This is a genomic window from Paenibacillus sp. sgz302115, from assembly GCF_056120445.1.
On sequence record NZ_JBVYOK010000036.1, the window covers coordinates 1 to 18220 of the forward strand.

16 protein-coding genes and 1 tRNA gene are annotated in these 18220 nt (G+C 51.3%); 2 read left to right on the forward strand and 15 right to left on the reverse strand.

Annotated features, from left to right (window positions below; translation table 11 throughout):
• Positions 1 to 463: 463 nt before the first annotated feature.
• The 8 genes from rnr to AC0LWN_RS31280 all read right to left on the reverse strand — a co-directional run bounded on the left by rnr (position 464) and on the right by AC0LWN_RS31280 (position 11091).
• Positions 464 to 3274: a ribonuclease R gene (gene rnr / locus AC0LWN_RS31245; protein WP_474672358.1), complete on the reverse strand. Its 2811-nt coding sequence runs from the start codon at positions 3272 to 3274 to the stop codon at positions 464 to 466.
• 230 nt (positions 3275 to 3504) lie between these two features.
• Positions 3505 to 3738 (reverse strand): preprotein translocase subunit SecG, encoded by a 234-nt coding sequence (gene secG, locus AC0LWN_RS31250; RefSeq protein ID WP_019914346.1) that lies wholly within the window; start codon positions 3736 to 3738, stop codon positions 3505 to 3507.
• 197 nt (positions 3739 to 3935) lie between these two features.
• Complete coding sequence (gene eno / locus AC0LWN_RS31255) at positions 3936 to 5222, reverse strand: phosphopyruvate hydratase (protein ID WP_474672281.1); 1287 nt, start codon at positions 5220 to 5222, stop codon at positions 3936 to 3938.
• A 59-nt stretch (positions 5223 to 5281) separates the two neighbouring features.
• A complete protein-coding gene (gene gpmI, locus AC0LWN_RS31260; RefSeq protein WP_474672283.1) occupies positions 5282 to 6826 on the reverse strand; it encodes a 2,3-bisphosphoglycerate-independent phosphoglycerate mutase in 1545 nt (514 codons plus the stop codon).
• 2 nt (positions 6827 to 6828) lie between these two features.
• Positions 6829 to 7584, reverse strand: coding sequence for a triose-phosphate isomerase (gene tpiA, locus AC0LWN_RS31265; RefSeq protein WP_474672285.1), 756 nt, complete (start codon positions 7582 to 7584; stop codon positions 6829 to 6831).
• Positions 7585 to 7617: 33 nt separating this feature from the next.
• On the reverse strand, positions 7618 to 8799 hold the full coding sequence (locus AC0LWN_RS31270; protein WP_474672287.1) for a phosphoglycerate kinase: 1182 nt from the start codon (positions 8797 to 8799) through the stop codon (positions 7618 to 7620).
• Positions 8800 to 8911: 112 nt separating this feature from the next.
• Entirely contained in the window at positions 8912 to 9922 is a 1011-nt protein-coding gene (gene gap / locus AC0LWN_RS31275) for a type I glyceraldehyde-3-phosphate dehydrogenase (RefSeq protein ID WP_458967110.1), read from the reverse strand.
• Between the two features lie 116 nt (positions 9923 to 10038).
• Positions 10039 to 11091 (reverse strand): sugar-binding transcriptional regulator, encoded by a 1053-nt coding sequence (locus AC0LWN_RS31280; RefSeq protein WP_474672290.1) that lies wholly within the window; start codon positions 11089 to 11091, stop codon positions 10039 to 10041.
• Between the two features lie 279 nt (positions 11092 to 11370).
• Between AC0LWN_RS31280 and AC0LWN_RS31285 the strand changes: the two genes are divergently transcribed.
• Positions 11371 to 11445, forward strand: a tRNA-Arg gene (locus AC0LWN_RS31285).
• Between the two features lie 160 nt (positions 11446 to 11605).
• Entirely contained in the window at positions 11606 to 12202 is a 597-nt protein-coding gene (gene clpP / locus AC0LWN_RS31290; protein WP_458967108.1) for an ATP-dependent Clp endopeptidase proteolytic subunit ClpP, read from the forward strand.
• 93 nt (positions 12203 to 12295) lie between these two features.
• Here the strand turns inward: clpP and AC0LWN_RS31295 are convergent, their stop codons facing one another.
• From AC0LWN_RS31295 to whiA, 7 genes are all read right to left on the reverse strand, one after another.
• Entirely contained in the window at positions 12296 to 12934 is a 639-nt protein-coding gene (locus tag AC0LWN_RS31295; RefSeq protein ID WP_474672292.1) for a GDSL-type esterase/lipase family protein, read from the reverse strand.
• A 103-nt stretch (positions 12935 to 13037) separates the two neighbouring features.
• The gene (locus AC0LWN_RS31300; RefSeq protein ID WP_474672294.1) at positions 13038 to 14138 is read right to left on the reverse strand and encodes a PdaC/SigV domain-containing protein; all 1101 of its coding nucleotides are present in this window, start codon (positions 14136 to 14138) and stop codon (positions 13038 to 13040) included.
• 249 nt (positions 14139 to 14387) lie between these two features.
• A complete protein-coding gene (locus tag AC0LWN_RS31305; RefSeq protein ID WP_474672296.1) occupies positions 14388 to 15143 on the reverse strand; it encodes an SIMPL domain-containing protein in 756 nt (251 codons plus the stop codon).
• A gap of 133 nt (positions 15144 to 15276) precedes the next feature.
• Positions 15277 to 16233, reverse strand: a complete 957-nt coding sequence (locus AC0LWN_RS31310) for an aldo/keto reductase (RefSeq protein ID WP_474672298.1) — start codon at positions 16231 to 16233, stop codon at positions 15277 to 15279.
• Between the two features lie 57 nt (positions 16234 to 16290).
• Positions 16291 to 16668, reverse strand: a complete 378-nt coding sequence (locus AC0LWN_RS31315) for a MerR family transcriptional regulator (RefSeq protein WP_474672301.1) — start codon at positions 16666 to 16668, stop codon at positions 16291 to 16293.
• 195 nt (positions 16669 to 16863) lie between these two features.
• On the reverse strand, positions 16864 to 17133 hold the full coding sequence (locus AC0LWN_RS31320) for an HPr family phosphocarrier protein (RefSeq protein WP_020425593.1): 270 nt from the start codon (positions 17131 to 17133) through the stop codon (positions 16864 to 16866).
• A gap of 97 nt (positions 17134 to 17230) precedes the next feature.
• Positions 17231 to 18160, reverse strand: a complete 930-nt coding sequence (whiA, locus tag AC0LWN_RS31325; protein ID WP_458967102.1) for a DNA-binding protein WhiA — start codon at positions 18158 to 18160, stop codon at positions 17231 to 17233.
• Between the last annotated feature and the right edge of the window lie 60 nt (positions 18161 to 18220).

An 18220-nucleotide genomic window follows, 5' to 3' on the forward strand; every position in this document is an offset into this window, starting at 1 on the left:
AAGGAGGCCCATGTTCTCCGTTTGTATATGAGTACCTGTGAAATTCATCTCATTGGACGCCGTTTGGATTTCCATTTAGCTTTTGCAGCTTAGAAATGGACTTTCTCAACAGTCTGAATTTCTCCACTTCATTCCGCTGAGTGACTCCTCCCCCGGATGGTTAGCAGGAAAAACTCCACTTATTTCCTTATAAAATCACTGAATGGATGGAAATGGAGAGAATTAAGTCTACTTTCTCCATCTAATCACCAAAAAATCAGTGAAATTCGCAGATTAGGTTTCCTTTTTCCACTTCTTCCAATCTCGTGATTCATTTCGTAAGCGATTGCTCTGAGATCCTCCCCTGCGCTGAGCAATTTTAACGATCATACAAGGGAGGCTATGATGACACAAGCGTTACTAATCATTTTCAAAAAAAGCGCTGCTCCCTCACAAAGGAAACAACGCTCTTATCGCATTCTGCTTATTCTTTCGTTTTTTTCTTCTTCTTGCGGCGGCCGCTGCCCTCAGAATTGCCGCTCTTGTCGCTCCGCTCGATGTTGCCTGGCGTCACGGAAGGGCTGATGAAGACGCCGCCCTTCTTCTTCTTTTTGCGGCGGCTCTTGTCTCCGCCGCCGCCCGCCTTTGCCCCGCTGCCGAGATCCTCGCGGCTGCGGAACCGCGTGCTGGCGTCTACGCCGCGTAGCTCGCTGCCCTCTGCTCCGCCTGTAGGGGCGCCGTAGCCGCCCTTGCCGGAGCCAAAGCCGAAGCTGATGCCGCGTCCCCCGGCACCGCCTCCGGCCTCACCGCCGCGGCTTCGCCCGCCGCTGCGGTCCCGGTCGCGCGCGCTGCCGCCGCCGCGCTCCACGGCCGCGAAGGCCCGGCGCGCTGCCTCTGCCGGGCCGCCGCCCCCGCGCTTGCCGCGCCCGCCAGCCGATGCACCGCCGCTGGCCTCTGCCGCTGCGCGCGGCTCTTCCCAGGCGCGTGCCCCCGCGCCGGACTTGCCTTTGCCCGCTGCTGCGCTGCCGGGCTTGCCCTTACCGCCGGCGCGGCCCTTGCCGCCGGCTTTGCCGAACGGCTTGGCGAAGCCGCCGTTACCCCCACGGCCGCCCTTGCCGGGGCGGCCGCCGTAGCTGCGGTGCTCGCCAGCCGCGCGCGGCTTCATGTCGACCAGCTCGAAGTCAATCGTGTAGTCGTCCATGTTGACCTTGGCGACGCGAATCTTCACCTCGTCGCCAATGCGGAACACCTTGGACGTGCGCTCGCCAATGAGCGCCATGTGGGCTTCGTCGAAGTGGTAATAATCATCGGTCAGCGCGCTGAGACGGATCAGGCCTTCGACGGTATTATCCAGCTCAATGAACATGCCGAAGTTGGTTACACTGCTGACCATGGCGTCGAATTCTTCGCCTACCTTGTCCTGCATATACTCAGCCTTCTTCAACTGCTCCGTATCACGCTCCGCCTCCACCGCCACACGCTCGCGTTCCGAGGACTGCTGGGCAATGTCAGGCATCCGGCTGGCGAGATATTCATGACGCTTTTCCGTCAGCGCTCCGCCGCTCTCCATGACCTCACGCATTACACGGTGAATGACCAAGTCGGGGTAACGGCGGATCGGCGAGGTGAAATGCGAGTAGAATTCCGCTGCCAGACCGAAGTGGCCCGTGTTCTCCGCATCATATTTCGCCTGCTTCATGGAGCGCAGCATCATGGTGCTGATTACCGTCTGTTCCTTCGTGCCTTGAATCTGCTCCAGTAAATCCTGCAGGGCGCGCGGATGCACCGAGTTGCCCCGGCCTTTGACATGATAGCCAAAGTTAGCCGCGAAGGCCATGAAGTTCTGCAGCTTCTCCGGGTCCGGATCTTCGTGAATCCGGTATAGGAAAGGCACCTTCAGCCAGTGGAAATGCTCCGCCACCGTCTCATTTGCCGCCAGCATGAATTCCTCGATAATCTGCTCCGCCACCGAGCGCTCACGTTTTACGATATCAACTGCTTTGCCGGTCTCGTCGACGATGATTTTGCTCTCCTCGAAGTCAAAATCAACCGCACCGCGCCGCATCCGTGCATCGCGAAGCTTCATAGCGAGCTCTTTCATCAGGCGGAAGTCCTCAATCAGCGGGCTGTAGCGTTCCAGCAGCTCGGGATCTTCATCTTCAACGATTTTGCGGACATCGGAGTATGTCATTCTTTCTTTGGTACGAATTACACTCGTAAAAACATCATGCTTCACGACCTTCATATGCTCGTCGAATTCCATCTCACAGGACATCGTCAGCCGGTCCACCTTAGGATTTAAGCTGCAAATGCCGTTCGACAGGCGATGCGGGAGCATCGGGATAACCCGGTCCACCAAATATACGCTGCAGCCGCGGTCATAAGCTTCCTTGTCCAGCTCAGAGCCTTCACGAACGTAATAGCCGACGTCGGCAATATGCACGCCCAGCTTGTAGTGCCCGTTCTCCAGACGCTGCACATTTACCGCATCATCCAGGTCCTTGGCATCCGCGCCGTCAATCGTGACAATGTTCAGCCCGCGCAGATCGCGGCGTCCCTGCTGGATGATTTCTTCCTCCGTAATCGAATCCGGCGCCTGCTCCGCTTCACGCATGACTTCAGCCGGAAAAGCCTCCGGAAGCTGGTGTTTGCGGATCACCGACAAAATGTCCACCCCAGGATCATCCTTATGCCCGAGAATCTCGATAATTTCCCCTTCCGCCGCTGCCCGGCCTTCCGGGTAGCTCACAATCCGTACGACAACCTTCTCGCCGTCAACTGCTCCCTTGAAGGACTGCTTAGGGATAAAAATATCGCGGTTAATCCGCTTATCATCCGGCAGCACAAAGCCGTAAGTCTCCAGGCTTTGGAACACGCCGACCGTTTGCAGCACCCCTCTTTTAACAATCCGTACGACTTCGCCTTCCATACGCCCGCCAGACCAGCTTCGCGACGTTATGCGCACCAGTACAATGTCGCCGTTCATTGCGCCCTTCAGATCATTGGCATTAATGTAAATATCGGGATGATCGCGGTCATCAGGAATCAGAAAAGCAAAACCCTTCGCATGTGCCTGCACGCGCCCGCGCAGCATATCCATCCGCTCCGGCACACCGTAGCGGCCATTGCGCGTCAGTATCATCCTTCCGTCCTGCTCCAATCCAAGCAGCAGTTCCTCGAAGGCTTTGAACGATTCACTATCCTCTATCGCGAAATGGCTCACCAGTTCATCGTACGTGAGCGGTTTATAAGCGGTCTCCCGCATGAACTCCAGTAATTGCTCTTGTGTTATCAACTTCGTCACCTCGGCCCTCCGCAGCATTGTTCATGCCGCTGGCATATATGTATGTCTTGTCCTATACTGCCTGTACTCATTCAAGTAAATTTTACCTCTATATACCTCATACCCTAGTATACACGAAATCAATCTCAAGCATCCCTGTTAAGATCAAGGACCTCAGGTTATAACAAAAAAGCCCCTGCCCCATTCCATTCAGAATAGAGCAAAGGCTTACTGTAAGCAATTTAGTCAACCAGAACAGCCACAAGAATCGACATAATAAAGAATCCTGCCGCTAATCCAACCGTAACACGCTGCAGTACGAGCTCCATACCGCGTGCTTTGGTTTTACCGAAGAGATGCTCAGCACCGCCGGAGATGGCACCGGAGAGACCTGCGCTTTTCCCTTTTTGCAGAAGAACGACCGCAATCAGACCGACGGAAAAAATCAGGAGCACTATTTTCAAAAAGATATCCATTCACTTCCACCTCCTACGTCCAAGCATCACTATCTATGCTAAATTAGGTTTCACGTCTCATAAACAGCATTTTTATTTTATCATAGCCCTGATACGAATACAACCTTCCACCTGGTAGAATAGAGTTTTCTTAATAGGTATATGTAAAAAAAGCCTGCCGGATTCGGCAGGCCTCGTGCAGCTTATCTCAAAAGCAATTATCTTTTGAGGTTGTAGAAGGATTTCAGGCCGTTGTATTGAGCCAGTTCACCCAGTTCGTCTTCGATGCGAAGCAATTGGTTGTACTTAGCGATACGGTCTGTACGGGAAGGAGCACCTGTTTTGATCTGGCCGGCATTGGTTGCCACAGCGATATCAGCGATGGTGCTGTCTTCGGATTCACCGGAACGGTGAGATACAACTGCAGTGTAGCCTGCACGTTTTGCCATTTCGATTGCATCGAAGGTTTCAGTCAAAGTACCGATTTGGTTAACTTTGATCAGGATGGAGTTACCAATGCCTTCTTCGATACCTTTGCTCAGACGCTCAGTGTTGGTTACGAACAGGTCATCACCAACGAGCTGGATTTTGTTGCCCAATTTTTCAGTGAGCAATTTCCAGCCTTCCCAGTCATCTTCGGAGCAGCCATCTTCGATAGTGATGATTGGGTATTTATCAACCCAGGAAGACAGCAGGTCAACGAATTCAGCAGGAGTGAAGGATTTTCCTTCGCCTTCCAGGTGGTATTTACCGTCTTTGAAGAACTCGGTGGAAGCAACGTCCATACCCAGGAATACGTCAACGCCTGGTTTGTAACCGGCTTTTACGATAGCTTCCATGATGGAGGACAGTGCATCTTCGTTGGAAGTGAAGTTAGGAGCGAATCCGCCTTCGTCGCCAACTGCAGTGTTCAGGCCTTTGCCTTTAAGTACGGATTTTAGAGCGTGGAAGATTTCCGCGCCTGTACGAAGAGCTTCTTTGAAGCTAGGTGCGCCAACTGGCAGAACCATGAACTCTTGTACGTCAACGTTGTTGTCGGCATGTGCGCCGCCGTTAACGATGTTCATCATTGGAACTGGAAGTTGCTTAGCGTTGAATCCGCCCAGGTATACATACAAAGGAACGTCCAGAGCAGCAGCAGCAGCGCGGGCAACAGCCATCGACACAGCCAGGATTGCGTTAGCGCCGAGTTTGCCTTTGTTGTGAGTTCCGTCCAGAGCGATCATCGCTTTGTCGATACCCAGCTGGTCAAGAGCGTCCATACCGATAACTTCTGGAGCGATGATTTCGTTCACGTTCTCAACAGCTTTCAGAACGCCTTTGCCCAGGTAACGGTTTTTGTCTTCGTCACGAAGCTCTACAGCTTCATGAGCGCCAGTGGAAGCGCCGGAAGGAACGATAGCGCGGCCTTTAGCGCCGGATTCCAGATAAACATCAACCTCTACAGTAGGGTTACCGCGGGAGTCGAGGACTTCGCGAGCGTACACATCAGAAATAATAGTCATGTAAGTTAATCTCCTTTTAACATTGGTTTTTAGTGTTGCAGGTATTGCCGGGGTTCATCTTATTTGCGGCTGGCAATCATGGATTGTCCGGTCATTTCCGCTGGCTGCGGAAGTCCCATCAGATCTAAGATTGTCGGAGCCACATCTGCGAGAATACCGGATTCGCGCAGTACAACATGCTCACTAGTCACGATGAAAGGAACCGGGTTGGTGGTATGAGCCGTGAACGGACGTCCCTGCTCGTCAAACACCATATCGGCATTACCGTGGTCGGCAATGATGATCGCAACGCCGCCTTTAGCAACTACTGCATCCACAACCTTGCCCACACATTCATCCGTTACTTCAACCGCCTTGATGGTTGGCTCCAGCATGCCGGAGTGTCCTACCATGTCAGGGTTCGCAAAGTTAAGGATAATGGCATCCTGTCTATCTGCTTCGATTTCTGCTACGCAGGCCGCCGCCACTTCGTATGCGCTCATCTCAGGCTTAAGGTCATAGGTTGCCACTTTTGGCGAGTTGATCAGGATGCGGGTTTCGCCTGGAAGCTCCTCATCGCGTCCGCCGCTGAAGAAGAAGGTTACGTGCGGATACTTTTCGGTTTCCGCGATACGCAGCTGCTTCTTGTTCTGCTGTACAAGCACTTCACCCAGCGTATTGTCCAGGTTCTTCGGTGAATAAGCTACATAACCTTGAACCGTTTCACTGAAGGTGGTCAGACATACAAAATGCAGGCCTTGCGGGAACAAAGGACCACGGTCGAAGCCGCGGAAATCCGAGTTGGTGAATACTTGCGACAACTGAATCGCACGGTCAGGACGGAAATTGAGGAACACGACGGAATCGCCGCTCTCTACTGTCGCTGTCGGTTTGCCTTCGCTGTCCACAATGACACTTGGCTCAACAAATTCATCATACACGGAATTCTTGTAGGATTCAGTGATCGCTTGCAGCGCATCGGTATATTTCGGGCCTTCACCGTAGACCATTGCACGGTAAGCCTTCTCTACGCGTTCCCAGCGCTTGTCACGGTCCATTGCGAAATAACGCCCGGATACCGTAGCAATCTTGCCTACGCCTACTTCCTCAATCTTGGCGATCAGATCCCGGACGAACTTTTGTCCGCTGTCGGGAGGTACGTCGCGTCCATCCATGAAAGCGTGGATATACACTTCGTGCATATCTTCTTTCTTGGCCAGATCAAGCATTGCGAACAGGTGATTGATATGGCTGTGCACCCCTCCGTCGGATACCAGCGCATACAGGTGAAGCTTCTTGCCGGTTGATTTGGCGCTTCTTACAGCAGCAACCAGCGTTTCATTCTCGAAGAATTCCCCTTCACGAATCGACTTGTCGATACGGGTCAGGTCCTGATATACAATCCGGCCGGCGCCGATGTTAAGGTGACCCACTTCGGAGTTCCCCATCTGGCCTTCCGGCAGGCCTACAGCTTCACCGCTAGCGGTAAGCGTAGTGTTCGGATACTGTTTCAGGTAACGGTCATAGTTCGGCTTGTTGGCTTGGGCAACAGCGTTGCCTTCAGTCGTGTTACGCAAACCGAAACCATCCATGATGATCAATGCTACAGGTTTTGGTGCTGACATCCTTACTTCGCCCCCTCAACCAATGAAACGAAGGAAGCAGGCTGCAAACTGGCACCGCCGACGAGTGCGCCGTCGATGTCGCTTTGACTCATGTACTCCGTTACATTCTCAGGCTTCACGCTGCCGCCGTATTGGATACGCACAGCTTCAGCAGTCGCTCCATCGTACAGATCTTTTACAAGAGTACGGATGTAGGCGATAACCTCGTTGGCGTCCTGTGAAGTGGAGGATTTGCCTGTACCGATAGCCCAGATAGGCTCGTAGGCAATGACTACACTTGCTGCCTGCTCAGCGCTAAGGCCGGCAAATGCGCCTTCTGTTTGAACCTTGCAGACAGCTTTCGTCTGGTCTGCTTCACGCTCTTCGAGCTTTTCGCCAACGCAGACAATTGGAGTGATGCCGTGGCGGAATGCCGCATGCATCTTTTTGTTCACGATTTCGTCCGTTTCGCCAAAATAAGCACGGCGCTCGGAGTGTCCGATGATAACATAGTCTACGCCAAGCTCCTTCAGCATTACGCCGCTGATTTCGCCTGTGTAAGCACCGTTATCTTCAAAGTGCAGGTTTTGTGCTCCGATTTTGATGCTGGTGCCTTTAACCGCTGCAACCAGGGCAGGCAGGTTCGTGAATGGAGCGCAGATAACAGTTTCTACGCCTTCCACCTCTGCTTTGCCTTTAACTTCAGCAACGAAGCTTTCAGCTTCCGGAACGGTTTTGAACATCTTCCAGTTACCGGCGATAATAGGTGTTCTGCTCATAGTAATGAATTGCCTCCTTCTACCTTCTACGTCTTACTTGTCGTTCAGTGCTTCTACGCCAGGAAGCGCCTTGCCTTCCATGAACTCGAGCGATGCGCCGCCGCCAGTGGAGATGTGGTCCATTTGGTCAGCCAGGTGGAATTTTTCTGCTGCAGCCGCGGAATCACCGCCGCCGATTACAGTGTAGCCTTCAGTTGTTGCACAAGCCTGTGCTACAGCCTTTGTACCTTCAGCGAAGATGTCGATTTCGAACACGCCCATCGGCCCGTTCCAGACAACCAGCTTGGAGTTCTTGATGATGTCGGCATAAATTTCACGTGTCTTTGGACCGATGTCCAGACCTTCCCAGCCCGCTGGGATCTCAGTCACATCAACTACTTGGGTGTTGGCATCTGCACCGAACTTGTCGGCTACAACTACGTCAACCGGAAGCACGAAGTTTTTGCCCAGTGCTTTGGCTTTCTCCATAAATCCGAGAGCCGCATCGATTTTGTCGTTGTCTACCAGGGAATTTCCGATTTCGAAGCCTTGAGCTTTGGTGAACGTGTAGGAAAGGCCGCCGCCAATCAGAACGTTGTCAGCCAGAGTCAGCAGGTTGTCGATAACGTCAATTTTATCTTTAACTTTGGAACCGCCGATGATGGCAGTGAAAGGACGCTCTGGATTCGAGAGAGCTTTGCCCAGTACAGACAATTCTTTCTCCATCAGAAGACCGGATACCGCAGGCAGGAAATGAGCGATACCTTCTGTCGAAGCATGTGCACGGTGAGCCGCGCCGAATGCATCGTTGACGAACAGGTCAGCCAGTTCTGCGAACTGCTTAGCCAGTTCAGGATCGTTCTTTTCTTCGCCCGGATAGAAACGGACATTCTCAAGCACAAGCACATCACCATTGTTCAGCTCAGCAATTTTCGCTTTGACTGCATCGCCGACAGCTTCATCAGCCTTGGCTACCGGTTTGCCGAGCAGCTCGGACAGACGGACAGCAGCAACGGTAAGACGCATGGAATCAACGAATTGACCTTTAGGACGGCCCATGTGGCTGGCCAGAATGACCTTTGCACCGTTCTCAATCAGGTATTTAATCGTTGGAAGGGTTTCGCGGATACGGGTATCATCAGTGATCTTGCCGTCTTCCACTGGCACGTTGAAATCTACGCGTACAAATACGCGTTTGCCTGTTACTTCTACATCACGGACACTTTTTTTGTTCATGATTATTTTTCCTCCACACCCAAAATTGGTTCCATCACGAATCCATTTAGAAAGAGCGGAAACAAGGAACTTCTGTTTCCGCTCTATAGATGCTGCTTATATTAATCGGGTCTTACTTAGCAAGCTTAGCGAAGTGTTCCAAAGTGCGAACGAGCTGTGCAGTGTAGGACATTTCGTTGTCGTACCAAGCAACAGTTTTAACCAGTTGTTTGTCGCCAACAGTCATAACTTTAGTCTGCGTAGCATCGAACAGGGAACCGAAAGTCATACCCTTGATGTCGGAAGATACGAGTTCATCTTCAGTGTAGCCGTAAGTTTCTGGATCGGAAGCTGCTTTCATAGCTGCGTTCAGTTCTTCAACAGTAACTTTCTTTTCAAGAACAGTAACCAGCTCAGTCAGGGAACCAGTAGCTACAGGTACACGTTGTGCTGCGCCGTCAAGTTTGCCTTTCAGTTCTGGAATTACCAGACCGATAGCCTTAGCAGCACCGGTAGTGTTAGGAACGATGTTCTCAGCAGCAGCGCGGGCGCGTCTGAAGTCGCCTTTAGCATGTGGAGCATCAAGTGTGTTCTGGTCGCCAGTGTAAGCGTGGATAGTAGTCATCAGGCCTTCAACAACTCCGAACTTGTCGTTCAGAACTTTTGCCATTGGAGCCAGGCAGTTAGTTGTGCAAGATGCGCCGGAGATTACTGTTTCAGTACCATCCAGGATGTCATGGTTAACGTTGTATACAACAGTCTTCATGTCACCTGTAGCTGGAGCGGAGATTACTACTTTTTTAGCTCCGCCTTTAAGGTGCTTCTCAGCAGCTTCTTTAGTTGTGAAGAAGCCTGTGCATTCCAGAACGATGTCAACGCCGAGCTCGCCCCAAGGAAGTTCTTCAGGGTTGCGGTTAGCCAGAACCTTAACGTCTTTGCCGTTCACTTTGAAGAAGCCGTCATGTACTTCAACGTCTCCTTGGAATTTACCTTGAGTTGTATCATATTTAAGCAAATGAGCAAGCATCTTAGCGTCAGTCAAGTCGTTGATTGCTACCACTTCGATACCTTCTACATTTTGAATACGGCGGAATGCAAGGCGTCCAATACGTCCAAAACCGTTAATACCAACTTTTACACTCATTGAATAGTTCCTCCTAGATTTCATTTTATTTATTCAAGACAGGCGGTTAAGCTTGTCAAGACAACAATGTTAAGTATAATGCAAAATAACTTCGCATGCCTCCCATATTTCGGGAATTACCCCACCGGCTGCATTTGTTTGTCGATTTCTTTGCCGATTTCGATAGCAGCAGCCTCATCTGTAACGAGAATATCCTCTTGCCCGAACCGCAGCATCGCATGTATTGCCTTAGCCTTGCGTTTGCCGCCGGCAATACCTACTACAACTTCTGTGCGGATGATATCCTCCAGACGCAATCCCATCGTCAGCATGGTGTGGACAACCTGGCCCTCTTCATTGAAATAATAGCCGAACGATTCGGCAACCGCTCCTTCGCCTTGAATCTCCGAGACTGTAGCCTCATCCAGCTTGCGGCGGCGGGTCATTTCAATGGCATCGCCAATCCCATGCACAATAATACGCGATCTGCGGATGATTTGCACGATCTCTCCAATATTTGCGTCAAGCGCCAGTGACTGATATGCATCTTCACTAAGCAGATCGGGCACATGCAGCAGACGGTAATTGGCGCCAATCCGCTTGGCCATCGTTGAGGCGATGGTGTTAGCCTGAATCTCCATGCTCTCTCCCAAGCCTCCGCGCGCCGGCACAAACCAAGCGTTCTTATAGGAAAGGGATAATGGGGGTGGCAGCTGATCCGCCATCTCAGCCAGCGTTGAACCGCCGGTGACGGCAATGGTATCATCGGAACGCAGCACACCGAGCAATGCCTTGGCTCCTGCGCGCCCCAGCTCACGCTTCGTGAACGGTGACGTTTCGCAATCGCCAGGTACAACAATCACTTTGTTCAGACCATACGTTGTACGAATTTTCTCTTCCAGATCATCCAGGCCAAACAGGCTCTTGGCGATCGGCTCCAGCAAGTCAAGCAGTCTGCGTCCGGCATCGCTTATACGCATGCCTACGCTCTCGATCTCAATGAGCCCTTGCGATTTCAGAAGATCCGTCTCGGCGCGGAGCACCCGCTCGGTCATATCAAGCGAAGCCGCAAGTGTTCTACGCCCAATAATATCGGACAGCATGATCTGATGTAGAATCGTGTAACGTCTCTTAAGGGTATCCATGAGATCAGGCAAAAGCTGCTTTTGGATTTCTAATAAATTACGCATGCCTTCACTCCTGCAACTTCGTCTTCCTCTTATTCCCTCGTTCATGGTCTCAAAATGTCCCGGGTTAACTTTTTAAGTCCCACCAATATTCTACCCAAAACTCACGCGGAGTGCAAGTCTTCGCAGAGTATAATTCTCAACCTCTTTTCATCTTATACATCTCACGCCTCATGGAAGGTCGTTAGAAACCCGGGGGTATGGAGCCGGATGAAGAAGTTTTGACAGCGCTGTGATTTTCCGTTGCATTTAATAAATAAATATATTATAATAATTTCTGTTGCGCCCGTGGTCCAATGGATATGACGTAGGCCTCCGAAGCCTGAGATCCAAGTTCGATTCTTGGCGGGCGCGCCATCCATATAGTAATTAACCAAAGAGCCGCTTGCTGGCTCTTTTTTTATAAACTAAGTTTGACTTTCTTTGACTTTTTGTTTGAATTTGTTTATCATGTGGTTAATACGGTAACAGTAAAAAATGAACACATTCGAAGAACCAATTCAAGGAGGTTTTCCACGTGAGTTATATTCCTATGGTAGTAGAACAGAGCAACCGCGGTGAGCGCGCTTATGACATCTATTCCCGCCTGCTGAAGGACCGCATCATTTTCCTCGGAACGGAGGTTAATGACGTGGTAGCCAACTCCATCATCGCACAAATGCTGTTCCTGGCTGCCGAAGACCCGGAAAAGGATATTCACCTGTATGTGAACAGCCCTGGCGGTTCTATTACAGCCGGAATGGCTATATTTGATACAATGCAATACATCAAGCCGGATGTTTCCACCATCTGTGTGGGCATGGCCGCTTCCATGGGAGCGTTCCTGCTGAACGCCGGTGCCAAAGGCAAACGCTTTGCGCTGCCAAACAGCGAAATTATGATTCACCAGCCGCTGGGCGGCGCTCAAGGTCAGGCGACGGACATCGAAATCCGTGCCCGCCGCATCCTTAAGATGCGCGACAAGCTGAACCGCATTCTGGCTGACCGTACCGGTCAACCGCTGGAGAAGATCGAGAAGGACACAGACCGCGACTACTTCATGAGCGCCACCGAAGCGGCTGAATACGGTCTTGTTGATAAAGTTATCGAGAAGACGCTTCCTGCAGGCGTGTAATCCGGATCAGACACACAATAAAAAAAGAGGAGGCTTCAGACCCTGACGGGTTCGAAGCCTCCTCTTTTTTGGCATAACAGCAACAGATTTGATTTACCTAAGCCTTCCATAGCCCAGAGCATCCAGCTTCCCGGCGATAACGCGGTAGCCTCTTCCGTTAGGATGCAGATGATCTAGTGACAGCAGGCTCCGCTCGTTGCCGGCAAACTCATAATAAATAGAAGCAAAGCCGCATACACTGCTGCTGTATCCCGCAGCATAGCGGTTGAACTGCCGCACCCAGTCCGTAGCCTCCATTAGCTGAGGATAGGGGTTGTATAATCCAACGACCCGAATGATATAGGGATTAGGACTTCTTGCCTTCAACTGCCAAAGCAAGCCCATAATATCGCTGAAATTTCTTTTACATTCGCGAAGGGACTTCTGCAACACGGGAGACAGATCGCCCGGACGAAGCGCTGTCGATTTGGCCGCTTTAATCAAATCATTGCCACCGATGGATAACGTGATAATATCAGCATTTCGAACATTCTGGCGGAATATCGAATCACTCCGCAGCCGCCCCTCCATTCCCTCCGTTGTCAGACCATTTATACCTAAATTGGCCGCATTGATTGGCACACGCAGCCGTCTCTCCGCCAATCTGCGGTAGACTGGCACGAATCCATTGCCCGGAAGTGCCCCGAACCCGGTAGTCAAGGAGTCGCCAATTGCTGTGTACTGATAGCTCATAACTCTCCCTCCCCGCATATAAGCTAGTTCCTCCTTTAGCTTATGAATGACGGAGCGGTCAGGCAACGGAGAGGTGTCCATACAGGGCACTCGCGGAGAGCGCCTATTTCAGCGCCGCAAACGGGCTGCTTCCATCCGGCAGCAGTTCTTTGAAGGTAAACTCATAAGTCGGGAACCCGGCAGCGTAGGCGGTATATTCGTAGAGCTGGAAGAAGACTACCAATTTGCCATCCTTAACATAAAAGTTCTTCTCGGTGTTAAGTCCGGTGAACCCGCCGAGGTAGCCGCCTTCTGCCTTAATCAGCTTGGACAGCTTGGCGTTAAGTTCTTTTTTATAATTAGGATTCGCCTTAAGCAGATCACCGATCAGGAGACGTTTGCCGTCCTTTAGAGAGAAGGTAAGAGCATTACGGTAAGTTGACCCGTGAGCGCCGCCAAGATAGCTGTACTGGTTCGTGATCAGACTGAGGATGCCATCCTGGTTGTAGGTGATCACATACCCTCCGTCGAACTCATACGGCCGGTCATTCTCCATTTTATTCGCAATCTCTTTCTCAGCGTCGGCTGCGAACTGGGTAAAGATTTGTTTGACCGTGTTATTGATCTTCTGCTGCGCCTCTGCATTCGCCAGCCCGCTGAACTGCGGGTAACTCAGCTTGATCGGAGCGTCCTTCCGGTCCTTGATAATGCTCTCCGTCTTGACGGTAATTGCATTCTGAGGTTTGCTCACGACATTCAGCCGGCTGGTAGCCGCACTCCAGTCTCCCTTATATCCCAGGAAATCGCTGAGCAGATCAAACGGTACAAAAATCCGGTTATTGATGCTCTTCGCTTCATACTGGCTGATATAGAAATCATTGACCGAGATGGAGATTTCATAATCGTATACCGAAAGCTTAACCTGCGTCGTTCCTTTGCCAATCGTATAAGTCTTCTCCGCCTTATCATAGGTCAGCGGCATGCCCAGAGCATCACGCATAAAAGTCACCGGAACCCATACCTTGCCTTCGCGGACAATGCCGGTCTGTTGGGCGATCTTCCCATTTACCTTCAATACAACCTGAGAATTTGCAGTTTTTGACTGAGCTGTGGATGCTGCGGCCTGACCTGTCTCTGCCGGTAAGAGCCCTCCGCTTAGCAGAATGCCTGCCGCCAAAATACCTGCCCCCCATTTACGGGCCTGTTGCTTCGATATGTAATTCATAATTATTCCCCTTCCATTGGTTCTGTAGCGGGACAACTGCTGTCCCCCATTCACTCTTACTATTATAGAGAAATCAGGAACTGCGGTTGTTACAATGCACTTTACAGTTTCTTAAGCTTTTCGGATGATTCCAAGGCTCCTTATTACATTTCTTTAAACAAAATGAGAGATTTCAATTCAGCTCCGCGAAAAAAAGAAAGGCCCCACCTCTGCCGTACAGCAGAAGAAGCGCCTCTCAAGCTCTGTTGCCTATTTCAGTTCATACACGACGCTAAGCTGTGTCGATACCTTTACTTCTCCCGGTTCAACAGAGGTTCCGCCAGCGGCATCTGCTGCGACTTTGGACATGGCTGCATTCTCCATGTAAACCACCGGGTTATTGCCGTCATCATTCTGCGTAACCGTGACTACCTGGCCCAGGCTGCGCTTGGCTGCTTTGGCAATAGCTGCTGCCTTTACATCGGCATTGGCCATCGCTTTCTCGATGACCTGTGTTTCAAATGCCGAAGGATCTTCAATGGCAAATTGAGCATTGCCAATGTTGTTCGCTCCAGCTGCGGACGCGGCATCCAGCAATGCGCCAACCTTAGTCAGGTCACGGTAGGTTACCTGCAGCGTGTGATGGGCATTGTACCCTTTAACCTGCTGGCCGTCTTTTTCACTGTAGCTGTAGTTCGGCTGTACGCTGAACTGGGTGCTCTGAATATCCTTGTCGGCAATGCTCCAGGTGCCCTTCAGCAGCGCGGTAATCTTCGCGATCTTGGCTCCGTTCGTTTTCTGCGCCTCTTCTGCTGTAGCAGCCGAGGTGGTGACACCGATAGACAGATAAACAACGTCCGGCTTAATTGCGAGTTCTCCTTTGCCTGTTACACTTACGATATTTCTCTGCACATCCTCGGCGTAAGCCTTCTCAGGAGCTTGAAACGCTCCACTGAGTGCAGAACCCCCAATCATCAAGCTTCCCGCCAGCAGCACTGTTCCAAGTGTTTTACCCCATGCCTTCACGTTTGCCATCCCCTTTCATTGTTCATTAAGTGTTGGTATCCACTAGACGGAATAGCTTGGCAAAAGTTGCATAACCTCGGGGAGATTTACGAATTTTTTTAACATCAGGTTTCGATCGGGAACCGCCATAAGCTTAAGCTTTAGTTAAACGGTCCAGTTGGTCCGGCGTCAGCCGAATGTGCAGCGAGCCCAGGTTCTCCTGCAATTGCGCCTTGCTGCTGACAGCAATCAGAGGTATCACCGCAGGTGCGCTTTGCATAAGCCACGCCAGCACGACTTGATTCGGCGTCCTTCCGATCTCAGCCGCAACTTCCCTTAATACACTGAGCCTCACTCGCGCAGCAGGCCCTTCGTATTGATCCGGCAAGGAACCGTCCTGTCTCGTGTAGGCGCCATTGAGCAGCGGCGAGTAAGCCAGAAGCGCAAAGTCATCCCGGCTCCGGCAATAGCTCAGCAGTTCATCATCCGCACTCACCTGAATCCCGAAATCCGCTCCCGGCTGCGGATGGAGAAACGTGTGCCGCTGTTGGATGCAGGCGTATCCGGTCCACCCGCGGGCCTCACAAATAGTTTGTGCCTCAATTACTCTCGGCATGCGATAATTGCTGCAGCCGATGGCTCTGACCTTCCCCGCACGAACCAGCCCGTCCAGCGTCTCCAGCGTCTCTTCCAACGGTATCTTTGTGTCATCAATGTGAGCATAATACAAATCGACATAATCCGTTCCGAGCCGCAACAGACTCTCATCCAGGGCCTGTTCAATTGCTTTACGGCTTAGCCCCTCTATGTTCTCAAAGCCCCCGCCCGGGAAGGTCGGCTTGGCCCCTACCTTGGTTGCCACAACCATCCGGTTCCGGTTCCCGCGTTCCTTCATCCACTGTCCAAGCAGCAATTCACTCTCCCCGCCGACGCATCCCTCGTTCCAGAAGGCATAGTTGTTGGATGTGTCCAGAAACGTCCCTCCCGCCCCCTCATATGCATCGAGCAAACCATAGGACGTCTCCCGATCATCTCTGGAGCCAAAGTTCAAGCATCCCAAAGCCATGACACTTACTTGCATTCCCGTGCTGCTTAGCGGTATTTGACGCATTGAAATGTTCCTCCTCGATAATAAATTCCCAGCTTCATCCGGGAGCACCCTCCTACCTTACCCCTGCCCCGCTTCCCACGCCTTGTAATAGGCAATCTTGTCTTTCAGCAGAGCAAGCGTTTCCTGGAGCTCTTTCACCTGCCCGAGCAGGTCCGTCTCGTGCTCCTCCAGCAGAGCCCTTCGCTGGGTAATCCCCGCATCCCCCAAACGCATCATGTTCGCGAACCGCTGCATTTGCGCGATCGGCATTCCCGTAGTACGCAGCCGCTTAAGCAACACAATCCATTCCAGGTCTTTCAGACGGTAAGAGCGATGACCGTTTGTCGCCCGGCTTATCGGTTCCATCAGACCGATTCTTTCGTAATATCTCAGGGTGTGTACACTAAGCTCCGTTTCTGCAGCTACCTGCTGAATCGTTAATTCCATGTCAATCATGAAGAGGCCTCCTCATTGATTTCGTTCAGTTTACTAGCTAGAGCGCGCTCGAAGTCAACCCTGACCTAAAGGATTGCTGCTACATGAGTCTTGTGTTATAAGGGTATGCTGTGACTGTTACGCACATTGAAAACAAAAAAAGCCCGCAAGGGGCTTTTTGTCATACACAATTTTAAGTAAGGTCTTGCACAACAATTACTGGTTCTCAAGCTCTTCCTTGCTGACAAGACTAGTCAAAGCGGTTACAGCTTGATCCGCATCGGCGCCGTCCGCGCTGATAAAAATCTCCGTGCCGGAACTGATCGCCAGGCTCATAATACCCATGATGCTTTTAGCGTTCACTTTTTTATCGTCTTTTTCCACGAAAATCTCCGACGAAAATTTGTTAGCTTCCTGCACGAACAATGCTGCCGGCCGAGCGTGAAGCCCCGTCTTCAACCGTACAACTACCGGGTGCTTTGTCATGAAACGCTTACCCCCTATTTAAGATCTGCCCAAATATTTCACATTAATTTTATAATATTATATCATTATAAACTCAACCGCACTAGAAAAAAAATAATCAGCCGCCCCGAACCTTGTCAGCCAGCTCATCAATTTTGCGCAAACGGTGATTAACCCCTGATTTACTGACCGTACCCTTCAGCATCTCGCCGACTTCCTTAAGGTTAATATCCGGGTGTGCCAATCTGATCTCGGCAACCTCGCGCAGCTTATCCGGCAAGCTTTCAAGGCCCACCTCACGCTGCAGCAGCTTGATGTTCTCGATCTGCCGCACCGCCGCGCTTATGGTCTTGTTGAGGTTGGCCGTCTCGCAATTGACGATCCGGTTCACGGAATTGCGCATATCGCGCATAATCCGCACATCCTCGAACTTGAACAATGCTTGATGCGCACCGATCAGACTCAGGAACTCGATAATTTTTTCGCCTTCCTTAATGTAGAGGATAAAGCCTTTTTTACGCTCGATGCAGCGGGCATTCAGGTGAAATTCACCAGCCAGATCCACCAGCGCTTTGCAATGCTCCTCATACATCGAAGCGATCTCCAGATGGTACGAAGATCCTTCGGGATTGTTAACTGATCCACCGGCCATGAATGCCCCCCGCAGGTACGCGCGTTTGCAGCAGTTCTTGCTGACAATTTCGGGATCAATCCCATCCGTGAAGATGAAGCCCTCGGAGACAATCCGCAAATCCTTCAGAATTTCCTGAACGTGGCTCGGGATACGTACAATATAGACGTTATTCTTCTTCAAACGCATTTTTTTACGCACGAGCAGCTCGATATGGACCTGGTAATATTTCTTAAGCAAAGAATATACCCGCCTTGCAATCGCGGCGTTCTCTGTCGAAATGTCGAGAACTACCTTTTTGCTGGAAAGCTGCACCGAGCCGTTCATCCGAATCAGCGCGGACATCTCTGCTTTCTCGCAGCAAGGCTGGCTCTCCACCATCGTCAGCTCTTTTTTGGTAAGGGCCGCAAAAGACAAGGAGCTCACCTCTTTCATGTTCTTACAAGCAGAAACGGCTTAGCCGTTCTTAGAATAACC